The following is a 23,480-nucleotide window of genomic DNA, read 5'->3' as shown; positions in this document are numbered from 1 at the left end:
ATGGGCATGAAAGAAAAATTACATCAGTTAAAACTTAAGTATCAGGGCAAAAAAATGGCTCCTGCCTTCAATGCGCTGCATACTTTTCTTTATATGCCGAACGAGACCACCCATTCGGGGGCACACGTTCGAGCTGCAGATGATTTGAAACGTACCATGAACACAGTCATCATGGCCTTGGTGCCTTGTCTGTTGTTCGGGATGTTCAATGCAGGTTACCAGCACTACTCCGCAATCAATGGTTTTCCAGAGAATTTTTCCCTTTTCGATCATTTCTTGACTTGGGAAAACTTTTTGGTGGGAATCACGACCGTTTTGCCATTGGTAATCGTGTCCTACGGGGTTGGTTTGGCGATTGAATTCTTGTTCGCCGTAATCAAAGGCCACGAAGTGGAAGAAGGTTATTTGGTAACCGGAATGTTGGTTCCATTGATTATTCCCGTTGACACACCACTTTGGATGTTGGCCATTGCCGTTGCCTTTGGTGTTGTTATCGGAAAAGAGGTCTTCGGGGGTACGGGAATGAATATTTTGAACCCTGCACTGACCATTCGAGCATTCTTGTTCTTTGCCTATCCAACTTGGATGAGTGGTGACAAGGTTTGGGTTCACGAAGGTGTTCAGAGAGCTGGAACTGCGGATGCCATTTCAGGAGAAACCGTTCTTGGTTCCTTGGCTCAAGGTTCAGATTATGCATACTCCTTGTCCGATATGTTCTACGGGTTTATTCCTGGTTCTGTTGGCGAAACATCAACTTTGTTGATTGTGTTGGGCGGACTTTTCTTGATTTTTTCAAAAATAGCTTCTTGGAGAATTATGTTGAGTGCCGTAGTCGGAGCATTGGCCATGGGACTTATCTTCAATGGTATCGTGGATGCTGGATGGTTGCCCGAGTACAGTAAATTCTATACATTGATGAGTTTCCCTTACTGGCAGCACTTGTTGGTGGGTGGATTGGCCTTCGGTATTGTATTTATGGCCACTGACCCTGTAACCGGGTCACAGACCAATAAGGGTAAATGGTACTACGGATTCTTTATCGGATTCCTTTCGGTAATGATCAGGGTGTTCAACCCAGGGTATCCAGAAGGTGTGTTTTTGGCAATTCTGTTGATGAACGTGTTTGCACCTACCATTGATCACTACGTTGTGAAAGGTAACATCAAGAAGAGATTAAAAAGATTTAAGACAGCAACCATATATCCAAAGGCTTCGGATGAGGTTGATTCACTAAAAACTGAAACAGCTTAATTATGGCAATCAATACAGAAAAAAATAGCTACACTGTACTATTCGCAGTTTTAATGGTTATTGTTGTAGGGTCGCTATTGGCTTTCGTTGCATCTGGCCTTAAGCCAAAAATTGATGAGAACGAACGCTTTGAAAAGCAACAGAACATCCTATATGCCATGGGAGTTAACAATAATGAAGGTGAGGGAGATGTTGCCTTCATTCCTACGACAGAGGTGGAAGACGCATTTTCACAATATATAACGCAACAATTGGTGTTGGACGGTTCTGAAGCAGTTGAAAAGGAGAACGCATACCTTATCGATGTGCAAAAAGAGCTTGCTAAAATCAAAAGTGGAGAAAAAGCAGAGCTTCCCTTGTTGATTGGTGAAAAAGACGGAGAAAAATTCTATATCATCCCTATGTATGGTAAAGGACTTTGGGATGCTATTTGGGGGTATATTTCCTTGGATGATAATATGGAAATTAAAGGGGTTTACTTTGATCACAGAGGAGAGACTCCAGGGCTTGGCGCCAATATTAAGCAACGCTTTTTTATGGATGACTTCAAAGGGGAGTCCATTATGGATGGCAATACCTATACAGGTGTAAATGTAGCCAAAGGGAACAACGATCCCTTGAACAACGATAAAGAAGACAACGCTGTGGATGCATTGGCAGGGGCTACCATTACAGGTAATGGGGTCACTGCAATGATCAAAGAAAGCCTCAAGCTATACAAACCTTATTTACAAACTATTAGAACCAATTAATATGGCGCTACTATCAAAAAAAGATGCAAATCTGATAAAGGATCCGTTGGCGGACAACAATCCGATTACCATTCAGGTATTGGGTATCTGTTCGGCACTTGCGATTACTGCGGAGCTTAAAGCTTCCGTGGTTATGGCAATATCTGTATTGTTCGTATTGGGTGTGGGTAATGTGGTCATATCGCTTATCCGTAATATGATCCCTTCAAAAATTCGAATCATTGTTCAGTTGGTCGTAGTTGCCTCCCTGGTAATTATTGTGGACCAAGTGCTGAAGGCCTTTGCTTATGAACTGAGCAAGACCCTCTCGGTATTCGTTGGATTGATCATTACCAATTGTATCATTATGGGACGTTTTGAAGCGTTTGCTTTGGGTAACGGACCATGGAGATCTTTCTTGGACGGTATCGGTAATGCATTGGGATATGGTGTGATTCTTGTAATCGTTGGTTTTTTTAGGGAGCTATTGGGTTCAGGAACACTTTTTGGAATAAAGGTATTGGGAGACCCTGTGACCAAAACAGGTCTGTACTCCATCGGATATGAGAACAATGGCTTTATGATTATTCCCCCGGCCGCATTGATCGTTGTGGGAATCATCATTTGGGTACAACGCTCAAGGAATAGGGCATTAATTGAAGAAGCATAAACTGAGGAAGCATGTTAGAGCATTTAGAACTATTTTTTAGATCAATCTTCGTAGACAATATGGTGTTTGCGGTCTTTTTGGGAATGTGTTCCTACTTGGCCGTATCCAAAAAAGTTTCCACGGCCGTAGGTTTGGGGGCCGCTGTAATATTCGTTTTGGGTGTTACCGTGCCATTGAACTGGTTATTGGATAAATATTTACTGCAAGATGGAGCCTTGGTCTGGTTAGGTCCAGAATATGCGGATTACGACCTTAGTTTCCTATCCTTTATTCTGTTTATTGCAACCATTGCTACAATGGTGCAGTTAGTGGAGATTGTGGTGGAAAAATTCTCTCCATCACTTTATAACTCATTGGGTATTTTCTTGCCTTTGATCGCTGTAAACTGTGCTATCTTGGGTGGTTCACTGTTTATGCAGACAAGAGAGATACCAAACATTGGGTTGGCGCTCAATTATGGAATCAGTTCGGGTATTGGATGGTTCTTGGCTATTTTGGCCATTGCCGCCATTCGTGAAAAAATCAGATATTCCAATGTTCCAGCGCCATTGCGTGGTTTGGGAATCACATTTATAATCACAGGTTTAATGGGAATCGGTTTCCAAAGTTTTGGAGGTATGCTCACAGGTGATAATGAGCCGCCAGAGGATGAACAGAACACAACCGTTGAAACCCAGGAAGAAAAAGAAATCAAAAAAGAGATTGACGATAAAGAAAAAGCAGTCTCTTATAACGACGCCATAAACAAATAGAAGATGATATTAGCCGCAAGTACCGGAGGTACTATCTTAATTACTGTAGTTGCATTTCTTGTTTTGTTGTTACTGTTAGTGGCACTTTTGCTGTTCACTAAGGAAAAGCTATCCCCGTCAGGTCCCGTGACCATTACCATAAATGGCGAAAAGAAATTGGAAGTCGGATCGGGAGGTTCCTTGCTGTCAACTTTGGGTAACCAAAAAATATTCCTGCCTTCCGCTTGTGGTGGAGGTGGAACCTGTATCCAATGTGAATGCCACGTACTTTCAGGTGGAGGTGAGGCATTGCCGACCGAGACTCCCCACTTCTCAAAAAAGGAGTTGGGCGAAGGTGCACGTTTGGCCTGTCAGGTTAAGGTAAAGCAGGACATGGAAATCACAATTCCAGAAGAGGTGTTCGGTATCAAAAAATGGAATGCCAAAGTGGTACGTAATTACAACGTAGCCTCTTTCATCAAAGAATTTGTGGTGGAGATTCCAGAGGATATGAACTATAAGGCAGGTGGATATATTCAAATCGAAATTCCACCATGCGAAGTGAAATATTCTGATATTGACATTACGGCTCACCCAGAAGAGCATGAAACCCCTGACAAGTTCCAAACGGAGTGGGACAAATTCAACTTGTGGCCATTGGTCATGAAGAACCCAGAAACTGAGGAAAGAGCCTATTCCATGGCTTCTTATCCAGCAGAAGGAAGGGAAATCATGCTGAACGTTCGTATTGCAACCCCACCATGGGATCGTAATAAAAACGGATGGATGGATGTAAACCCAGGTATTGCTTCTTCTTATATCTTTAGTTTGAAGGAAGGTGACCCAGTAACCATTTCTGGGCCATTTGGTGAATTCTTCATCAACGAGTCCGATGCTGAAATGCTTTACGTTGGTGGTGGTGCCGGTATGGCCCCGATGCGTTCCCACTTGTACCACCTGTTCAAAACCTTGAAGACCGATAGAAAAGTGACTTATTGGTACGGTGGTCGTTCCAAGAGAGAGTTGTTCTATATTGATCACTTTAAGGAATTGGAAAGGGAATTCCCTAACTTTAAGTTCTACATGGCACTTTCAGAGCCTCAGGAAGAGGATAACTGGAAAGTGAAGAAGGATATCAATGATGAAGAAGGAGATGGTTTTGTTGGGTTCATCCACAACTGTGTTATTGATAACTATTTGAACCATCATGAAGCACCAGAGGATATCGAGCTATACTTCTGTGGTCCACCATTGATGAACAAAGCAGTGGAGAAAATGGGTCAGGATTTTGGTATTCCAGATGAGAATATCAGGTTCGATGACTTTGGAGGATAAAACCAAAATAGCGAATCACCTCGAGCATTGTCGAGAGGTATGAATAAAACCAAACCGATGCTCATGCATCGGTTTTTTTGTTGCCTATGGGAAGAGAACTAACAGAACAGGAACTGCACAACTTGGCGATGAACATCGTGGGTCGCGAGCTGGAGGCCAATGGTTTTGAATTTATGGCCATCAACAGTAAGCTCAAAAAGAACCCACAGTATGTATGTCTCAAGGAAAAGATACTGCACTTTATTGTGGTGCGCAATGTGGAATTTCCCTTGAATCCAAGGGAATATGATGAAGAATTGATGCGTACCTTAAAGAACCATGCGGAGAAATTTGAGGCAAGGACCTATTTTGCAGGGGTCGGTCTATCCAATGCATCGGACAGGACGGAGCCGTTGTATTTGAATGAGGAATATGTAGTGGACTATCAAGGTTTAATCGAAATATAAATGAAGCATAAAATACCCATAAAGCATTTAGATACCATTATGGCTAAAAACCGTCAGTTCGAGTTTTTTCAGAAGGAAAAAGTATCGAGAACAAGGTTTATATTTAAGAAAATTCTTTTCTCGATACATTTTTTTGACCTTCAGTTCAAAAAACCACTCGAAATGACGAATTTTTCATCAAAATGCACTGCGAGTTATAAAGTATTGTTATTGGGATTGGTCGTATTGTTTTTGAGCTGTACGCCAAAGAAAAGTGTCAAAAACCAAACTTGGGGAAATGCCTTGGGTACTACCTATTCCATTATTTACATTGCGGATGAGGAGTTGGACTACCAACAGGAGATAGATTCTGTTTTTCAGGTGCTCAATCAGTCCATGTCCACCTACATCCCTTCTTCTGATATTTCCAAGATCAATGAAGGTGACTCCACCATTGTAGTCGATGAGATGTTCAAGGAAGTTTTTGATGTTTCCAGCGAGGTTCACAAGGCCTCAAACGGCTATTTTGACCCTACCATAGGCGTTTTGGCCAATGCATGGGGATTTGGGCCGGGAGAGCAGATAGAGCTTGATAGCCTTCGCGTGGATAGTTTACTGGGGTATGTAGGATGGGATAAGGTAAAGTTGAATTCCAATAACACCATATCAAAGACGCATCCCTCCATCCGATTTGATTTTAATGCTGTGGCCAAAGGCTACGCCATAGATCGATTGGGAGCTATGCTGGATGAAAAAGGGATCAAGAATTATTTGGTGGAAGTTGGCGGAGAAGTATTGGCCAAAGGAACTAATCTGGATTCTGGAAAACAATGGTCTGTTGGAATTGACGACCCCCAAGTGGAAACAGGTCGTCAACTGAAGCAGATCGTATCCTTGGAGGATATGGCCATGGCCTCATCTGGAAACTACAGGAAGTTTCGGGTAGATCCAGAGACGGGAGAGAAGTACGTGCATACCATCAACCCCAAAACAGGATATACCAAAAATTCCAATGTTCTCGCGACAAGTGTGGTGGCCAAGACCTGTGCCGTTGCCGATGCCTTTGCGACTTCGTTTATGGCAATGGATCTCGAGGATACAAAACAAGTGCTCGAAGATCATGACGAGTTGGAAGCCTATATCATTTACTTGGATGAAAATGGGGAGACACAAGAGTTTTTCACTCCAGGTTTTGAAGCTTTGGTAAAGGAGTAATGGTATTTATAATTTAGTTATTGGAATCGTATAAAATTTTATCATTTTTTTTGATTCTTATATTTTGAACCAAACCTGTTCCTTCAAAGAAAAAACCAACACCTATTATTTTACTTCTAGTTTCTGCAACATCAAAAGTATAAGCATGATTTCCATTGATTGTAATAACCATTTTTTGGTCTTTTGAGATGCATTTTAATTGAATGGGGTCAGTAGGTTCCACACCGAAATTCGAAAGATCGTTTTTCTTTCCGCTTATTTGTTTATCAAAAGCAAACAAGGAAATTTCTGAAATGCAACCTTTGTTGCACACAGGGATTGCAATTGGCCCATCTTCATGTATAATTGTCAGTTGGGCTACTTGGCAAGGAGTATTCCCAGATTGAAAGTTGTTTTGAAAAGAGGTCGTCAGTTCAAATTCATCAGTATATAGTTCCCCAAAATCCCTTACTTGATAAAGCCCCACAATGGTTTTGCTGGTATGCGGGTTTATCCCATGGACTTTTAACATATCAACGTCTATGGAGAGTTCATTTTCAAGATGTAAGTATACGGGTATGGAATCTGTTTCGATAGTGGCCAACCAACCATTGGATGGGATAAAAACATCTTTTTCTTTAACAATGGAATCATTGACCACCAGTTTTGATTTAAAAAAACCTGGTCTATAATAGATACTGGTCAGGATACTGTCATTTTTGTTGACAACCACTCTTTTTCTTTTGTCCCAGTCCTGTTGAATTTCAATTTTGTCCTTTTCATCTGCTATGGAGGCATTGTATTTGAAGACTACAGAATTTGGTAATCCTGTAGCTACGGATTTAATGGAAAATGCAAAATCATTTGGACTATAATATTTGGCACGGTTCCGTAAAAGTGAATGGGAAAAAACAACCGAAATCAGGAATATAATAGCTGTGCCGTATGTGAGGAATGTGCTTGTTCCAATTGTTTTTTTGTCTTTTACAACAACTGGTCCAGCAGGTTCAAAGCTATTTGAAAAAGCCCTCCAGTGATCATATCCAATGTACTTTGCCAAAGTATCCAAAGTACTGCTGTTAGGTCTTGATTTATAATGTATGCGTCCGCCTAAACGCTTTAGTGTGGAAATACTCAATAGAATACCCGTTTCTTCCTGTATGGATTCACACAGAGCCTGAAAGTCACGGGTGTCCCATGATTTTATGGGACCTCGAGATAACTTATTGGAAATCAATAAAAAGCAATGATCGATATGTTTCTTGTAATCTTCCAATTCAGAAGTGTTCATAATGATGAATGAACTTGAACAAAAATGAACAAGTCTGTTTGCATTTAGAGGATTGTTCAATAATACATTTGAAAAATCATCGATCAATAGTAATTAAAAAAGATCATATAATGAGAACAAAAATCTATATGTTATTACTTTGCGGCACTTTATTCTTCCAAACTTCATGTGCACAAAAGAAGAAAAAAGACAACCAAGTACAAGAACTGCCTTTTGCCCAGTTCCAATGGAATGTTGTGGACAAAGAGGGTAACGAACAGCCCATTGATACGGTAGAGTACAATGATAAAATGGCGCTTCACTTACCTAAGGGGCATATTGCTTACCTCAAAAATAAAAAGTTTAAAGATTTTGAAATTAAATTTGATGTGATTGGATTTGTGATGCCGGGATTGGGATTCCGGGGACAGGACAAAGAAAACTATGAACTGATCTATTTGAGGGAAAATTCAAGTAATAAAAAAGATGCACTTCAATATATACCCATTTTTAATGGGAGTTTGCCGTGGCAATTGTACAACTATCCAAAATATGAGGCAAGTGCCACCTTTACGGAAGAGAAGATAGCATCATTCCCATTATCCATCGAACACTATTTGGAAAAGGGGGTAATAAGCAATAGTCTACGCTTAAAACTGGAAGAAAAAGGAGTGAGATATTCCCCAAATGCCCAAGTGCAATTGGTAAATGAAAGAACTTGGGGTATTGGTGATGCAGAGCAGTATAAAGGAAGTTTTTTGAGGGAAACTGCTACGAATTGGGAATTGTGGGATCCAAACGTATGGTCGCATGTCAAAATTATAGTTGTTGGGGACCGAGCTTCTGTTTATGTCCAAGATATGGAGATTCCAAGAATGACCGTGGATTTGAAACGAGATGTTAAAACAGGGGATATTAGCCTGCGAAATCAATTTTTTGATGCTTTTTATACCAATGTTTCAATAAAGGATCTGGGAGATGGTACTTTGTCAATTAAGAACAATAGAGAAGAAGTGCTTTCTGATAATTACATTAAGAAATGGCAGATTTCACCAAAATTTATTAAAAATGAAAATGGAATTCTTTCCCAGTTGGATTCTATTCGAGAAAATGGTGCCACATGGAAATATGTGGAAACCGATGTTGATGGATTGCTCAATATCAGTAGGTTTATTAGCCAAATGAATGGTAGTGTTGCATTGAAAACGATTATTCATTCAGAGACCAAACAGGATGCAAGTATGCATATTGGTTATGCGAAGCATTTAATAGTGGTATTGAACAATGAAGTTGTTTTCAACAAGGAAATGGATATGAAAAAAGAAGAGGGAAGGGTGTTTGTGGATAACGAAAACTTGAATCTTAATCTATTGCAAGGGAAAAATGAATTGTTCATGATACTGACAGGAGATGAACAATATCAACAAAACTGGGGTGTAATTGCCAAACTGGACAAATTGAACGGAATACAAATTAATTAACCTTTACAAACAAAAGGAATAATCTCCCCCTTAGCCAATCTATATTTTTCAACTGTCTCCTTTGGAAGTGTATGGGTATAATCCACTTCTTCCACAGTGAAACCTATACTGCGAAGCTTATCAAAATAATCCCTTCCGTAGATGCGGACATGATCGTACTGACCAAAAATACGGGCGCGCTCCTTTCGGTCGGTAATGGTGTCGTCCTCGAATGTTTTTTCCCTTTTCAGGTCTTGCGGAATTTGAAATATGCCCCATCCGCCTGGTTTCATGATGCGGTAGAGTTCTTGCATGGCCTTGGTGTCATCGGGGATGTGTTCCAGTACGTGGTTGCACAGAATCACGTCAAAAGAATCATCTTGAAAGGGTAGATTGCAGATATCCGCTTTCACATCAGCTAAAGGAGAATTGAGGTCGGTAGTGGTGTATTCCAAATTATCCAACTTTTTAAAGCGCTTGTAAAAAGCCTGTTCGGGAGCAAAGTGGAGTAATTTCATGGGCTCGTTGAAGAACTCGGTTTCATTCTTTAAATACAACCATAATAAACGGTGCCGTTCCAAGGAGAGGGTAGAGGGGGAGAGTACGTTCTCCCTTGGGTTCTCATAACCATAGGGCAAAAAGCTCCTGAAGGATTTTCCATCTATCGGGTCTGTGAACTTGTCTCCCTTTAGGGAAAAGGCAATCAATGGACGTACCCAATAGCTTAACCGGATGAGTAATGGTCTAGGGATTAGATTGAGGAAGTATTTAAATATTTTTGACACGAATAAAATGATTAATGCCTGTTGTAAACCTAGAGGTACCTATGCGTCAAATAAAATGTCAGTTCGAGTTTTTTCCTTATGGAAAAAGTATCGAGAACTGTGGATTGAGTACTGCTTTTTCCAATTCTCGATATAATTTTTGTACGTTTCACTCCCAAAAATCACTCGAATTGACGAATTTTTATCAGAACTACTTACTTAAAGCACCAATTTCTCGCTACGGAACTCATCTTCTTCGTCGCTGCTAATCCCTAAAGCTTCATAAATATATTGGAACGTGGACAACAGTTCCGGTTTTCCATCCACTAGGGCTACATCGTGTTCAAAATGGGCACTTGGTTTGCCATCGGCGGTAAGTATGGTCCAACCGTCCCTAAGCTGTTTGATTCGCCTAGTACCCATATTGATCATGGGCTCGATGGCCACAACCGTTCCGTTCACAAATTTTTTGCCACGTCCACGTTTGCCGTAGTTGGGCATTTGAGGGTCCTCATGGAGCTCACGTCCCAAACCATGACCTACCAATTCACGTACCACACCATATCCGTGGTCTTCAGTGTACTTTTGAATGGCATAGCCCACATCGCCTACACGGTTGCCTAGTTTAAACTCCCTGATTCCAATGTACAACGATTCTTTTGTGACCTTGAGGAGTTTTTTGGTTTCCTCGGCTACTTCGCCTACTTCAAAAGTATAGGCATGGTCGCCGTAGAAACCATTTTTGACCGCACCGCAATCAACGGAAACAATATCTCCATCCTTTAAGAGATCATTACCGGGTATTCCGTGCACCACTTGTGCGTTAGGGCTCCAATTTAAGGTGTTGGGAAAGTCGTACATACCCAAAAAGCCTGGTTCAGCTCCTTGTTCCCGAATAAATTCCTCGGCCATTTTATCCAATTTCAGTGGATTGGCACCGGGTTTTATTTCCTTGGCCAACATGCCCAAGGTTTTGGATACTACCAAAGCGTTCTCACGCATCAACTCGATTTCCTCAGCTGTTTTTACTTTAATCATGCCCGCAAAGATAGATTGATTCAAGGGATTTTAGGGAATGTTTGTTTATATCAATGGTTTTTGGGTCATTAATTCCGGTTGTGGAACGCCCAATAATTTGAGGATGGTAGGGGCAATGTCGCCCAATACACCACTTTTCACTTCTTTTATATCATTGTCCACCAAAATCAGTGGAACTGGGTTGGTGGTGTGTGCTGTGTTGGGGCTACCGTCTGGATTGACCATAGTATCACAGTTGCCATGGTCGGCAATTACAATAGTGGAATAGCCGTTCTCCAAACCAGCGGTTATCACATCCTTGGCACATTCGTCCACCGTTTCGCAAGCTTTTATGGCCGCTTCCATTACACCTGTATGCCCAACCATATCTGGGTTGGCAAAATTGAGGCAGACAAAATCGGCATTACCTTTTTTCAATTCTGGGATAATGGCATCGCGAATATCGTAGGCACTCATCTCGGGCTGAAGATCATAAGTGGCCACTTTGGGGGATGGGCAAAGAATGCGTTGCTCGCCTTCAAAAGGTTCTTCACGTCCTCCATTGAAGAAAAAGGTAACGTGGGGGTACTTTTCGGTTTCGGCGATTCTGATTTGTTTCTTGCCGTTTTTGGCAAGGGTCTCGCCCAAAGTGTCCTTGATATTTTCTTTGTTGAATATGATTTTGATGTCCTTGAAGGATTCATCATAATTTGTCATGGTAACGTAATACAGGTCCAGTTTGTGCATATTCTGCTCATGGAAATCCTGTTGGCTCAAAGCTTGGGTCAATTCACGGCCACGGTCGGTCCTGAAATTGAAGAAGATGATCACGTCGCCATCTTTGATTTTAGCGACCGGTTCGTTATTGGTATCCGTTAAAACCAAAGGTTTGATGAACTCATCGGTAACGCCACCATCATAACTTTTTTGCATGGCCTCTCCGATATTCTGGGTTTTCTCGCCTTCGGCATTCACTACAACATCGTAGGCCATTTTAACCCGCTCCCATCGCTTGTCACGATCCATGGCGTAATATCTTCCGATCACGGTTGCCAATTTGGTCTTTTTGTCGGCACAATAGTTGTCAAGATCTACCAAAAAGCCTTTGCCGCTTTTGGGATCAACGTCCCGACCATCAGTAAACGCGTGGACAAAGGAATTTTCCACCCCGCTTTCATCAGCGGCTTTGACCAATGCCTTGAGATGGTCAATGTGACTGTGCACACCGCCATCACTTACCAAACCTAAAAAATGGACGGGTTTATGGTTTGCTTTGGCGTATTCAAATGCTTCTTGAAGCACTTTCTCGTTTCTTAAGGTATCCTCTTTTACTGCTTTATTGATTTTTGCCAAGTCTTGGTACACGATTCTTCCCGCACCCAAGTTCATGTGGCCCACTTCACTGTTTCCCATTTGTCCTTCGGGCAGACCAACGTTCATTCCGTCCGTGTGTAGATCGGCATCGGGATATTTGGTATATAGCGAGTCAATAAATGGGGTGTTGGCTTTTTCAATTGCCGAAACCTTTGGATCTGGGGATTTTCCCCAACCATCCAAAATCATTAGAATAACCTTTTTGTCCATAGTGAAATATTGTACTGCAAAAATAAAATGATCTCGTTGGATGCCCTAGTTTTTCTTTAAAATTCTAATTATGAATCTGTTAATAATTTTATGTTAATATTGAAAAGTTGTTAAAATTTAGTTATTTATCTGTTAATCATGTAACGCATAAGGTTTTGAGAAGTCTATTTTTATAACAAGTAAATTCATTAATCAAAAACAATTCATCATGAAAAAAACAATCTTCACAGTGGCCGCTGTATGTCTGTTGGCCCTAAGCGGTGTTTCTGCCAATGAGCTGAAAGCCAACGAAACAGAATCAACCATTGAAATGGTTTCCCCAGATGCCTTAAGTGCTTTTTGTAAAGCCGTAATGCAAGGCGATGTGGAGACCGTAAAAAAATTCATTGAACTTGGAGAGGATGTCAACCAAAAATCCTTGGGCAAGGCACCTATCCATTATGCTGCCCGTTACAACAAGGCTGAAGTGCTCAAAGTGCTTATTGCCAATGGTGCGGACCTTAAAAAACGTTGTGATGGTGGAATGACCGCCATGAAATATGCCAAACTATCCAATGCTACCGAAGCACAGGCCGTGTTGGAAGCTGCTATGAAAAAATAGAAAAGGAGTTTATTCGTCCAAGAACGAAAAGGGCCCAATCCAATCGGATGGGCCCTTTGCTCATTTTACATATTCAGTGTTCTTGCAAAAGAGTGTATCTCTTAGAATTCAAAACCTGTGAAAGCTCTGTACAAAAATGCATAAAAAGCCATGAATAGCATGACCGCGCAAAATATGGAATATCCTTTCAAAAAGAATACCACAAAGCTAGGTTTGCAATCGTCAAATGCCTCTAAATAGAGATCTTTAAAGTGTACTAGTGTTCCCATGTGTTCTCTCTTTTTTACAGCATAAAAGGATTAAGAGAACTTATGGTTGATTTGGGGTTACTTCAAAGATAAGGAAATAAAGTCGGAATGCCTTTTTTATCGATAAACCGTCAATTCTATCGACCTGAATATTTTTCTATGGCTTCCTTAATTTTTTCAATACGGTTTTCAGGGTCAGGGTGGGTGCTCTGAAATTCGGGAACTCTATCGGGGCCCGCTGCTGCCTTCAATACTTCCATGACCGTGATCATCTCATTGGGATCGTATCCGGATTGAATCATGAACAGGACACCGAGTTCGTCACTTTCCAGTTCGTCTCCTCTTCCGTTTTTAAGTAGTGTATTTTGTCCAATACCTGCTACTACGCTACCCATATCGCCACCTACGGACGCACCTGTGGCCAAGGTCTGCCAAAAATTGCTCTCCGCGATCCGTTCGGCGGAATGTCTTCCGATCACATGACCTATCTCGTGCCCCAAAACCCCGGCAAGTTGGGGTTCGTTGAGTTGGGAGAATAAAGCATAGGTAATGAAAATTTGTCCCCCGGGCAGAGCAAAAGCATTGATGGTACGGTCGTCCGCCAAAAGATGAAATTCATATTGATAAGGGGTTTCCCGAGCTACGCTGCTCTGTACCAATTTGTTGCCCACGGCATCCACCAAGGCCTGCATGCGTTGATCGGGATATAGGCCACCATGTTGTTGCGCCATTTCTGGTGCACTCTGTAGTCCGATCGCGATTTCCTGCTCTGCGGTCATGTTGATGTTCTGGGTTCGTCCAGTGTATGGATTCTCTTCTTGGTTGCTGCATCGGCGGATAAAAGCAAAAGCAACAATGGCCAAACCGATGAGGATGCGTATCCTCCAACTTCCTCTTCTCATGGGTAAGTGTTCTTGATAGTTGAAGATACGAAAAAACCGTTATAGCAGTACAGGGTTGATATCCAAAATATTGTCCTGCACATAAGTTTTTATGAAACCTGTGGTAAAATGTTCGCTTCCCAAAAAATTCTCTTTTTGCATCAACTTTAAAATGTTGAGTTTTCGATACTCCGTAAGCATGGGGATGGATATGGAGGCATAGCTGTAATGCCACGGTTCGTATTTGAACCCTCTCCGTCTTGGGTTGTTGGTGTACACGAGGTAGAATCCATATTTGGTCGAATTTTCATCGAGCCAGCCTTTAAATTCTTCAAAAGGACCGCCTGCTTCAAATTTATCAGGGTCAAGTACCCCGCCCGTTACTTTGGGATTCCCATCGATAATATCGATGTCGGTGCCCCAGTGGTGCCTGCTTGTTCCAGGAATGGTGGAATATTCTATGATTTTATCGATAGCCTCCAATGGGGACATTCCATCTTCGGTAAAGCGGACATATTTGCGTTCCCAAATACGTTCCTGATGGTAAAAATCACGGTAGCTGGATACCATTTGAATGTCAAACCCATCAGCATAGGCAGCTTTTTTCATTTCCAAAAAGGACTCGTATGCTTCTTTTTTCAGGTTGATGCCCTCCCCAAAAAGTTCAATATCTGCCTTGCCCATCAACTCTGCAGTGGAGTAATCCGGGTCATACATGTTTGGAAGAATGGGAGGTAAGGTGCAGGCCAAGCCTGATGCAGAAGCAGTTTTGATGAAAGTCCTTCTTTTCATGGAATGAATTTTGCCCCCAAGTTAAGAAGTATTTTTAATAGAAAAAGATTTACCCGATAGACACTATCGGGGATTCAGTTATAATTGTCATTCCCGTGAAAACGGGAATCCAAACAATTGACTTTTTGGTTTTAGGTGTAAAAAGGAAATAATTATTTATCCAAAAACAAAAAACCCGAATATTCCAGTTCCAAATCATCCAAGGTAACCAGGTAAAAATAGACACCCTCGGGCAGGCCGGCTGCTTGATTGGGAATCATGCTTCCCGTGTTGGCCACTCCCCTGAACTCATTGGTGTAGTTGATTTTCTCAAAAACCTTCTGTCCGTATCGGTTAAAGATCCTCAAACTATTGTTTGGCGATTCCTCCATGCCGTCAATAACCAAAAAATCGTTGGTGCCATCCCCGTTCGGACTCAAAAAGTAATTGCCCAATGTGGGGTTGTCCACAGCAAATGTATCGGTGGGCAGAGGTAGGGTGCCAAAGGTAATGGCGGCATAATCGCTGGGCACAAATGTTTGGGATGTAATAACCCCCAATGAAAGGTCGCCACCAATAGCTGAGTTGCCGATGATTACCCATTGGTTGGACGATTTGTTCCACCCAACCACGATAATGGATTCCAAAGTTGCATTGGGGATATCTCCCAAAGCACTTCTGCTGTTCCAAGAAATCGTTACCTGTGCGGGCACATCACTTTCCACGATCCAAAACTCTTGGTCGGATACGGTGCCAATATCCTTTACTTTTTCTTCGGTGTCAAAGGCTTGTAAAATGGATGATGGGTTCGACGGGTCTTCATAGAAATAGGCACATACGGCCAAAGGGGGCGCGCTTTGCGAATTCAGTGTCAAAGGTCGGAGCTGTTCCGAATCCCCCACCGGAAATGAAAACACCTCACGGTTGTTGATGGCGGCAAAGCCGGTTACTTTGGAAGCATTGCTCTCGCCTGTGAAAAAACCTTGATCCATAAAGTTCAGGTTTATCGTAGGGATGTTGGTGGGGCTTAAGAAATCTCCCAGTATAAAATTGACATTGTTCTGAACCAAGATAGGATTTTGCAAAAAGACATTGCCATCCGCCATGATCTCGGTATCCCAAAACGCAGGGGATACATTCCCGGAAACGATAATGGGGCGGTTTCCGTAAAAACCGACCAATCCCGAAGATGGTTCAAAATTGGCATCGTTGATAAAATCAGTATGCAGGCCTATCTGTGCATTGTGTTGCACGGCAAAGTTGCCACTGTTGTACAGCGCACTTTGGGCTACAGCAAAGCTGACCGATAACAAAAATGCTATGTGGAGGAGGGGTTTCATGGAGTGAATTGAATTACCATGAATTGCCAAGCTGAATTTTGAGGATTACCACTTGTGTCGAAAATGTGTACTTCAAATGAATTGGCTCCTTGGTTCGCTACTTGAATAATCCCTGAGGTAGTGCCATTAACGGTTAATTGAACTATATAATCAGTAGATATTGATGTGTTAAAGGTTACTGTATATACTCCGGGATCTGAAATCCGAGATACATTATTAATAAAACTTGATAGGGTATTTGAGCTTGCATCCGCATTAACATGTCCCATGCCAATCACAATTGAAGTCAAAGGACTTTGCCAAGAAACATTTGCTCCAAGTGTTGTTAGAACCTGTCCGTTTGTTGTGGAAGGTTTTACCCTTAATTGGTCTGTATTAACTTCTATTGTTGAATCATCGACATTTACATCAAGGGCGCCTGTCGTTCCGTTCTGTACGAGCCCGTCCCCTGCAATGTTGCCGTTTATTTCATCGACACCAACGCTGTCATCAATGATCTCATTGGTGCCCACCGAGTTGTCGTCCATCTTTGCATTGTTGATCGCATCATCGACAATTGTGAGTGCTCCCGCATTGTCGATTGTTGCATCCCCGCTTATGGCCACGCCCGTTGCAATGTTAGAAGCGTCTCCCACTAGAATCTGTCCATCATTGAGGGAGGATGATGCGAAGGTTGTTCCATCCACTAGAATCCAGTTTGTTCCGTTCCACTGCATGAGCTGTCCGTTGGTTGTCCCATCGGCAAGTTTGTCTAGGGTTACATTGCCCCCTGCTATTTTGGTTGTGGTCACGGCATTGTTCGCAATATCTGTTTCGGCAATGCCACCGTCAATTATTTCATTGGTGCCTACAGAGTTGTTGTCCATCTTTGCATTGTTGATCGCATCATCGACAATTGTGAGTGCTCCCGTATTGTCGATTGTTGCATCCCCGCTTATGGCCACGCCCGTTGCGATGTTAGAAGCGTCTCCCACTAGAATCTGTCCATCATTGAGGGAGGATGATGCGAAGGTTGTTCCATCCACTAGAATCCAGTTTGTTCCGTTCCACTGCATGAGCTGTCCGTTGGTTGTCCCATCGGCAAGTTTGTCTAGGGTTACATTGCCCCCTGCTATTTTGGTTGTGGTCACGGCATTGTTCGCAATATCCTCCTCACGGATGGTTTGGTTCAATATTTCATCAGTGGTAACCGCGCCTGTTGCAATCTCATAGTCTGTGATTCCATCTTCGGAAACGTCCAAAGTGTAGGGATTAATTTCATCGCCGTCTCCTTCCAGTTTCAAAGTTGAGTCAAAAGGTCCAACTACCTCATTGCCCACAATACTGTCCAGTTGGGTGTTCAGTAGGTCCGAGCGGTTGACATAGTTCCAAGCACTGCCATTGTACATAAAAATGTCACCTGCATTGGTAGCTCCCTCAAGATTGTCCAAGGCAACGGCTTCATCCGCCAGTTTACGATTGGTAACCGATTCATCTTGGAGCTTGGAATCCCCATTTATGGTCGTATTGGCAATATTGGCCCCTCTGATGAGTCCTACCTCATAATTGTAATTGATGCTACCATCGGCATTCTCAGTTTGTGAGATGACAACGGTGCTGTCTTTTGACTGTGCTGGATTGATGGTGCTGAAATAATCCGGTCGGGTACTCACCGTAAACGAATTGTCCAGCTCTTCGCAGATATTGATCCATTCCGTACCGTTATAATAATGCAAACATTCTTGGTCCGTATTGTACACCACGGCGCCCTGTAGCGGGCTAATATTGCTCATTTGGGCGTCAGTTACCCGGGTGATGACCAAAACAAGGTTGTTGCTTTGCAATTCCAATAGGGAAGCTGTGTCCAGATTCTGTGGGTTATCGCCGATTTTAACCTGTGCGTTCAGCGAGTTGATCACAAGTAGGCCCATGATCAAATAGAGTATTGAAGTTTTCACAGTGTTCAGTATTTGAGGATTTTCCAAACGTGAAAAGCAAAACTAAACTTAAGTTTGAATAATCATAATAAATACCGTCAAAACACCCAATTCACGGGTGAATGGAATTCCCTTTGGTATATTTGTGGGAACAGAATTAACAAAAGTTTAGAACGGCTTAATTTTTTATCCCGTCTCCAAGAGTTTTCTTTAACTTGTAATAAAAACACAGAAATGAAAAATGCTTTTTTGATATTGTTCTCTTTATTGGTATCGGGCTGGTCCCTAGCACAGGATTCACGTCAAATGCTCAGGGGGAAAGTACTTTACCGAAGTTCCAATGTGCCCAACGAGAACGTTATCAATTCCACGAGCGGCCAAGCTACCATAACCGACGAAAACGGGGAATTTATGATAAAAGTGAAGGAAGGTGATCAATTGGTGTTTACCGCGATCAACTACCAGTTGGAGGTCATTACCATTTCCCCTGAAATATTGGCCAACAACCGCTTGGTGGTAGAGGTTGACGAAAAAGTGCAGGAGCTGGAAGAGGTGGTGGTAACGCCTGAAAACCAAGAGCGGTTCCTTGAGGTAAAGAATGAGGATTTCAAGGAGTTCGATTACGGTATAGATAGGGGAACCGAAGTGGAGAATGTGGCCAATTCCCAGATTACCCGAGGTATGAAGGATGGACTCAACTTTGTGAACATCTTTAAGGCATTGTTCAAACCACAAGAAGCCAATAATGGGCTACAACGGGCTCCATTAAAAGTAAGCGAAGTGCTACGCCATGTGTACGATGACGAATTTTTCGTGGTCGACCTACGATTGCCCCAGGACAAAATAGATGCTTTTCTATTGTATTGCGATGACAAAATACCTTCCCAGACCTTGCTGAGAAAGGAAAACGAATTTCAGTTGATCGATTTTTTGGTTACCCAGAGCAAGGAGTATTTGGCAACTTTGGATGAGGAATGAGAAAATGCCTGTTCGTATTGGTGATTTTTGCCACCCAATGGGCTTTTGCCCAAGAATGGGATAGTAAAATCTTGCAAGGTAGGGTAACCAGTACGGATAAGGACGTTGTGGGGGTCGTAGTCCAGAATACGACCACACGGGATGCCGTAATTACCGATTTAGAAGGCAACTTTTCGATACGGGTTCGAGTAAACGACACCTTGGTGTTCTCCGCAGTGCATTTTTTAAGGAAATCGCTTCCCGTTACCCAAGCATTGTATCAATCCAGCTTTGTTGAGGTTCCCATGCAGGAATTTGTGAATCAGCTAAGGGAAGTTGTTGTGAGTCCTTATGATTTAACAGGTGACCTCGCCAAGGATATAGACCGGGTAACCTTGGAACAAGATGTGAGCGCAGAAGCATTGAATTTGCCCAATGCCCATCAGCACATACCCACACAGAGCGAGAGAAGATTGGAGCAGGCAACGGCTGGAAAGTTCAATGTGGGAATGTTGTTGAACCCACCAATCGATCCATTGATCAATGCCATTACAGGACGCACCAAAATGTTGAAAAAAAGGGTGGAAGTTGACAAAACGTATGCCCAAACCCAACAGGTGCAGGGCTTTTATGCCGATTCGCTGTTCGTGTCCACACTTAAAATACCCATGCAGAAAATAAATGACTTTATGTATTTCTGTGAAGTGGACGAAGCTTTTCAGGCGGCGGTGGAATCCCAAGATAAGCTTAGGATATGGGATATCATGCTTCAAAAAAGCAGAGCTTATCGGGAAAACAACGATTTGGATTGATTTTTTAGGAGTTAGGAGTTAGGAGTTAGGAGTCATTGGTGGTCTTGCTTTTTTGCTGTAAGTTTTTGGTTTTTAAACTTGATGTTTGAGCCTGAAATTGGGTTTGTCCGAAGGTTGATACCAGAAGTCGGTTCGCAGTAAGTCATATAACTGAATAACAAAATAACCGAAGAACGCAGTCAAAAAGTCTGAAAATAGTTTGGCAGGTAAATTGCAGAAAGTTCCCTAAAACTGTAACATTGTAGCACAATTAAAGTCTATTACCACATGATGAAGCTAAAAAGAGTAAAAATGATGGTCTTGCCCTTGGCAATACTTATGTTTTTGTCGTTCTCATCCACTCATAAATTCTACGTTAGTGTTACCAATATTGTCTATTCCGAAGATGATAGCGCATTTCAGATAACCAGTCGCATTTTTATAGATGACTTGGATAAGCTCCTCAAGGAACGCTATGGTGTTGAAGCCAAACTGGCCACCCCGAACGAATCCAAGATTGCCGACGAGTACATCGGGAAATATTTCAGGTCAAAATTTTTGGTGCAACTGGATGGAGAGGTAGTGTCCTATAACTTTTTGGGAAAGCGCTACGATAACGATGTGGTCATCTGTTATCTGGAAATACCCAACGTGAAATTATCCGAAGTAAAAACCATGTCCATCCAGAACGAGGTACTTATGGATTTGTTCGATGAACAGAAAAATGTGGTGCACATAAAATGGAAGGGAAACAAAAGGAGTTTTGTCCTCATTAGGGAGAATAATAAAGGAATGTTAAATTTGTGATGTATTCTTAACAATTGGTTAAAATATGTTACTTTTCAAAGCTATAAAACCAGATAGAAAATGAACAGAATCAAGTATTGCTTCGCTTCCGTGTTGTTCCTTTTTGGAGCCGTGGTCATGGCACAAGAAGAGGGCGACGTAAAGGAAGAACGTGAGCCCGGTCACTACAACCAGAGTAAATTTAAACAACTTTACGAGGAATTTTCCACTCCCAACACATACCGGTCTGCTTCCGGGGCACCCGGTCCCGATTATTACCAGCAACAGGCAGATTATGTTATGGACATTTACCTGGATGATAAAAATGCAAAGATCAATGGCGAGGAAACCATTACTTATCACAATAATTCGCCGGACGATCTAGAGTTCCTCTGGATACAATTGGATCAGAATGTTCGTGCCAAGGACTCCAAATCGCCATTGCGTAATGGAAATGGTGTAAATATGGCCTATACGGCAGGTAATTTTGCCCAAACCTATATCAGCGAACCATTTGATGGAGGTTTTAATATTGAGTCGGTAACGGACAATAGCGGAAAACCGTTGTCCTATACCATCAATCAAACCATGATGCGTGTCAATATCCCAGAAGCACTGAAAAGTGGGGAGAAGGTTTCTTTCTCGATCAAGTGGTGGTACAATATCCCTGATCATACCGTGAACAGAGCACGTTCTGGATACGAATATTTCCCTGAAGATGGGAACCGTGCCTATGTAATTGCACAATTCTTCCCAAGAATGGCCGTTTACAGCGATGTGGAAGGATGGCAAAACCATCAGTTCTGGGGAAGCGGTGAGTTCGCTTTGCCATTTGGTAACTACGATGTGAGCATTACCGTTCCTGCGGATCACGTGTTGGATGGAACAGGTGTGCTTCAGAACCGTGACGATGTATTCTCAAAAGATATGATGAAGCGTTACAAGAAGGCCCAAAAGTCGTATGACGAGCCTGTGATCATTGTAACCCAAGAAGAAGCGGAAGCTGCTGAAAAAGGTTTCTCCACCGATACCAAAACTTGGAAGTTCAAGGCGACCAACGTTAGGGATTATGCATTCGCTACCTCCAGAAAATTCATCTGGGACATGCAAGCCGTAAAAATCGGAAGCAAAGATGTAATGGCGGTATCGCTATATCCAAAAGAAGGTAACCCGCTTTGGGAAGAGCAGTCCACAAAAGCCGTGGCACAGACCTTGGAAACATACTCAAAACACACTTTTGATTACCCATACCACAAGGCAATCTCCGTTCATGCGAAGAACCAAGGTATGGAGTATCCAATGATTTGCTGGAACTACGGTCGTCCAAACGAGGATGGTACTTACTCAGATAGGGTTAAGTATGGAATGATCAGTGTGATCATCCATGAAGTAGGGCACAACTTCTTCCCAATGATCGTAAACTCCGATGAGCGTCAGTGGGGATGGATGGATGAAGGTTTGGATACCTTTATGCAGTATTTGGCAGAGCAGGATTTCGGGAAAAACTACCCAGAGGTTATTGCCCCAAATGATAAGTACCCATCAAGAAGAGGCGAGCCTTCAAAAATAGTTCCTTACATGGCCGGCGATCAAAGTCATATTTCACCGATTATGTCAAACCCTGAAAACGTGTATCAGCTAGGGCCTAACGCTTATGCAAAACCAGCAACAGCCCTTAATATTCTTAGGGAAACGGTAATGGGCGAGGAATTGTTCGATCATGCGTTCAAAACCTATGCACAGCGTTGGATGTTCAAGCACCCAACCCCTGAGGATTTCTTCCGTACCATGGAAGATGCTTCCGCTGTTGATTTGGATTGGTACTGGAGGGGATGGTTCTACACCACCGATAATGTGGATATAGGCGTGAAAGGCGTTAAAAAGTACTACGTGTCCAACAAGCCTACCAAGGAAATGGAAAAATACATGGCCGATAGAAACCTTACAGAGGCCGACCTTCCACCATTGGTGTACTTGGCCGAAGAGGAGAGCGAGGACTTTTCCCCTGAGTTGAAAGGGAAATCCCCAACAGAGACTTCCCAAAACCTTAAGGAATTTATGATGGATAATATGACCGAGGCCGAGAGAGGCCAGGTCAAAGAGCCCAAGTATTTCTATGAAATCACTTTTGATAAGCCAGGAGGTATCCCAATGCCATTGATCGTGGAATACACCTACGCAGATGGTACCACGGAGAATGTTACCTATCCTCCAGAAATCTGGAGAAAGAACGATGCCGAGGTAAAAAGAGTGATGGCCACTGAGAAGGAATTGGTTGGAATCGTGGTAGATCCAAAAATGGAAACCGCCGATATTGATACCACCAATAACTCATGGCCCAAGAAAGAAGAGAAGTCAGACTTTGATAAATTCAAGGAAAACATCAAAGGAGACAAATAGTATTGAAAACTATGTTAAGAGCCTCGTGATTTCACGGGGCTTTTTTTATTTTGAACCTAAGTTCTGATTATATTTGTGGCATGCAATTTCTATTCATAAGCGGAGCTGAGATTTTTTTCATCCTATTCATAGTGGTGATGGTGTTCGGTGCGGATAAGATTCCCGGAATCGCCCGGGGGCTCGGCAAAGGAATGCGTCAACTCAAAGACGCCACGGATGATATTAAACGTGAAATCCAGAAAACCGCGGATGTGGACACCGACTTTACCAAGAATATCCGTAAGGAAATCGATGACGTAAAGAAGAATGTGGACGAAGTCTCCGGCTCCATCAAAAGAGATCTCAACAAGTAAATTC

The 23,480-nt window shown here is 42.4% G+C and carries 23 protein-coding genes; 14 read left to right on the top strand and 9 right to left on the bottom strand.

Annotated features, from left to right (window positions below; genetic code table 11):
• The 7 genes from PY092_RS05490 (at nucleotide 1) to PY092_RS05460 (ending at nucleotide 6,358) form a co-directional block, all read left to right on the top strand.
• Nucleotides 1-1,251 carry an NADH:ubiquinone reductase (Na(+)-transporting) subunit B gene (locus PY092_RS05490; RefSeq protein ID WP_275614842.1) on the top strand — a complete coding sequence of 417 codons (1,251 nt, stop codon included), beginning with the start codon at nucleotides 1-3 and terminating at the stop codon, nucleotides 1,249-1,251.
• 2 nt (nucleotides 1,252-1,253) lie between these two features.
• A complete protein-coding gene (locus tag PY092_RS05485) occupies nucleotides 1,254-2,003 on the top strand; it encodes a Na(+)-translocating NADH-quinone reductase subunit C (RefSeq protein WP_275614841.1) in 750 nt (249 codons plus the stop codon).
• 1 nt (nucleotide 2,004) lies between these two features.
• Nucleotides 2,005-2,652: an NADH:ubiquinone reductase (Na(+)-transporting) subunit D gene (locus PY092_RS05480; RefSeq protein WP_275614840.1), complete on the top strand. Its 648-nt coding sequence runs from the start codon at nucleotides 2,005-2,007 to the stop codon at nucleotides 2,650-2,652.
• Nucleotides 2,653-2,663: 11 nt separating this feature from the next.
• On the top strand, nucleotides 2,664-3,404 hold the full coding sequence (nqrE, locus tag PY092_RS05475) for an NADH:ubiquinone reductase (Na(+)-transporting) subunit E (RefSeq protein WP_275614839.1): 741 nt from the start codon (nucleotides 2,664-2,666) through the stop codon (nucleotides 3,402-3,404).
• Nucleotides 3,405-3,407: 3 nt separating this feature from the next.
• On the top strand, nucleotides 3,408-4,718 hold the full coding sequence (gene nqrF, locus PY092_RS05470) for an NADH:ubiquinone reductase (Na(+)-transporting) subunit F (RefSeq protein WP_275614838.1): 1,311 nt from the start codon (nucleotides 3,408-3,410) through the stop codon (nucleotides 4,716-4,718).
• An 86-nt stretch (nucleotides 4,719-4,804) separates the two neighbouring features.
• Nucleotides 4,805-5,164 (top strand): Na(+)-translocating NADH-quinone reductase subunit F, encoded by a 360-nt coding sequence (locus PY092_RS05465; RefSeq protein ID WP_275614837.1) that lies wholly within the window; start codon nucleotides 4,805-4,807, stop codon nucleotides 5,162-5,164.
• Nucleotides 5,165-6,358 carry an FAD:protein FMN transferase gene (locus PY092_RS05460; protein ID WP_275614836.1) on the top strand — a complete coding sequence of 398 codons (1,194 nt, stop codon included), beginning with the start codon at nucleotides 5,165-5,167 and terminating at the stop codon, nucleotides 6,356-6,358.
• A 13-nt stretch (nucleotides 6,359-6,371) separates the two neighbouring features.
• On the opposite strand, the gene PY092_RS05455 is transcribed toward PY092_RS05460, so the two are convergent.
• Nucleotides 6,372-7,628 (bottom strand): hypothetical protein, encoded by a 1,257-nt coding sequence (locus tag PY092_RS05455; protein ID WP_275614835.1) that lies wholly within the window; start codon nucleotides 7,626-7,628, stop codon nucleotides 6,372-6,374.
• Between the two features lie 110 nt (nucleotides 7,629-7,738).
• Here PY092_RS05455 and PY092_RS05450 point away from each other — a divergent pair, with 110 nt between their 5' ends.
• On the top strand, nucleotides 7,739-9,088 hold the full coding sequence (locus PY092_RS05450) for a family 16 glycoside hydrolase (protein WP_275614834.1): 1,350 nt from the start codon (nucleotides 7,739-7,741) through the stop codon (nucleotides 9,086-9,088).
• On the opposite strand, the gene PY092_RS05445 is transcribed toward PY092_RS05450, so the two are convergent.
• The 3 genes from PY092_RS05445 to gpmI all read right to left on the bottom strand — a co-directional run bounded on the left by PY092_RS05445 (nucleotide 9,085) and on the right by gpmI (nucleotide 12,432).
• Complete coding sequence (locus tag PY092_RS05445) at nucleotides 9,085-9,852, bottom strand: class I SAM-dependent methyltransferase (RefSeq protein WP_275614833.1); 768 nt, start codon at nucleotides 9,850-9,852, stop codon at nucleotides 9,085-9,087. The genes PY092_RS05450 and PY092_RS05445 overlap by 4 nt on opposite strands.
• A 198-nt stretch (nucleotides 9,853-10,050) precedes the next feature.
• A complete protein-coding gene (gene map, locus PY092_RS05440; protein WP_275614832.1) occupies nucleotides 10,051-10,869 on the bottom strand; it encodes a type I methionyl aminopeptidase in 819 nt (272 codons plus the stop codon).
• Nucleotides 10,870-10,914: 45 nt separating this feature from the next.
• On the bottom strand, nucleotides 10,915-12,432 hold the full coding sequence (gpmI, locus tag PY092_RS05435; protein ID WP_275614831.1) for a 2,3-bisphosphoglycerate-independent phosphoglycerate mutase: 1,518 nt from the start codon (nucleotides 12,430-12,432) through the stop codon (nucleotides 10,915-10,917).
• A 208-nt stretch (nucleotides 12,433-12,640) separates the two neighbouring features.
• Between gpmI and PY092_RS05430 the strand changes: the two genes are divergently transcribed.
• On the top strand, nucleotides 12,641-13,033 hold the full coding sequence (locus tag PY092_RS05430) for an ankyrin repeat domain-containing protein (RefSeq protein WP_127138435.1): 393 nt from the start codon (nucleotides 12,641-12,643) through the stop codon (nucleotides 13,031-13,033).
• A 101-nt stretch (nucleotides 13,034-13,134) separates the two neighbouring features.
• On the opposite strand, the gene PY092_RS05425 is transcribed toward PY092_RS05430, so the two are convergent.
• The 5 genes from PY092_RS05425 to PY092_RS05405 all read right to left on the bottom strand — a co-directional run bounded on the left by PY092_RS05425 (nucleotide 13,135) and on the right by PY092_RS05405 (nucleotide 18,210).
• Nucleotides 13,135-13,302 carry a DUF6747 family protein gene (locus tag PY092_RS05425; protein ID WP_275614830.1) on the bottom strand — a complete coding sequence of 56 codons (168 nt, stop codon included), beginning with the start codon at nucleotides 13,300-13,302 and terminating at the stop codon, nucleotides 13,135-13,137.
• A gap of 116 nt (nucleotides 13,303-13,418) precedes the next feature.
• On the bottom strand, nucleotides 13,419-14,183 hold the full coding sequence (locus PY092_RS05420) for a M48 family metalloprotease (RefSeq protein ID WP_275614829.1): 765 nt from the start codon (nucleotides 14,181-14,183) through the stop codon (nucleotides 13,419-13,421).
• A gap of 39 nt (nucleotides 14,184-14,222) precedes the next feature.
• Nucleotides 14,223-14,954, bottom strand: a complete 732-nt coding sequence (locus tag PY092_RS05415) for a M15 family metallopeptidase (RefSeq protein ID WP_275614828.1) — start codon at nucleotides 14,952-14,954, stop codon at nucleotides 14,223-14,225.
• Between the two features lie 152 nt (nucleotides 14,955-15,106).
• Nucleotides 15,107-16,273 (bottom strand): gliding motility-associated C-terminal domain-containing protein, encoded by a 1,167-nt coding sequence (locus PY092_RS05410; RefSeq protein WP_275614827.1) that lies wholly within the window; start codon nucleotides 16,271-16,273, stop codon nucleotides 15,107-15,109.
• Nucleotides 16,270-18,210 carry an autotransporter outer membrane beta-barrel domain-containing protein gene (locus PY092_RS05405; RefSeq protein WP_275614826.1) on the bottom strand — a complete coding sequence of 647 codons (1,941 nt, stop codon included), beginning with the start codon at nucleotides 18,208-18,210 and terminating at the stop codon, nucleotides 16,270-16,272. The genes PY092_RS05410 and PY092_RS05405 overlap by 4 nt, the downstream gene beginning before the upstream one ends.
• A 213-nt stretch (nucleotides 18,211-18,423) precedes the next feature.
• Here PY092_RS05405 and PY092_RS05400 point away from each other — a divergent pair, with 213 nt between their 5' ends.
• The 5 genes from PY092_RS05400 (at nucleotide 18,424) to PY092_RS05380 (ending at nucleotide 23,476) form a co-directional block, all read left to right on the top strand.
• Nucleotides 18,424-19,167 (top strand): carboxypeptidase-like regulatory domain-containing protein, encoded by a 744-nt coding sequence (locus PY092_RS05400; RefSeq protein ID WP_275614825.1) that lies wholly within the window; start codon nucleotides 18,424-18,426, stop codon nucleotides 19,165-19,167.
• A complete protein-coding gene (locus PY092_RS05395; protein WP_275614824.1) occupies nucleotides 19,164-19,958 on the top strand; it encodes a carboxypeptidase-like regulatory domain-containing protein in 795 nt (264 codons plus the stop codon). Before PY092_RS05400 ends, PY092_RS05395 begins: the two co-directional genes overlap by 4 nt.
• A gap of 267 nt (nucleotides 19,959-20,225) precedes the next feature.
• The gene (locus PY092_RS05390; RefSeq protein WP_275614823.1) at nucleotides 20,226-20,744 is read left to right on the top strand and encodes a DUF6702 family protein; all 519 of its coding nucleotides are present in this window, start codon (nucleotides 20,226-20,228) and stop codon (nucleotides 20,742-20,744) included.
• Nucleotides 20,745-20,804: 60 nt separating this feature from the next.
• Complete coding sequence (locus PY092_RS05385) at nucleotides 20,805-23,123, top strand: M1 family metallopeptidase (protein ID WP_275614822.1); 2,319 nt, start codon at nucleotides 20,805-20,807, stop codon at nucleotides 23,121-23,123.
• An 80-nt stretch (nucleotides 23,124-23,203) separates the two neighbouring features.
• The gene (locus PY092_RS05380; protein ID WP_127138444.1) at nucleotides 23,204-23,476 is read left to right on the top strand and encodes a Sec-independent protein translocase subunit TatA/TatB; all 273 of its coding nucleotides are present in this window, start codon (nucleotides 23,204-23,206) and stop codon (nucleotides 23,474-23,476) included.
• Nucleotides 23,477-23,480 lie beyond the last annotated feature (4 nt).

The organism is Flagellimonas yonaguniensis (assembly GCF_029193885.1).
GTDB classification, from domain to species: domain Bacteria; phylum Bacteroidota; class Bacteroidia; order Flavobacteriales; family Flavobacteriaceae; genus Flagellimonas; species Flagellimonas yonaguniensis.
Note: the sequence above shows the minus strand (reverse complement) of the source record. Positions and strands in the feature narration are given on the sequence as shown.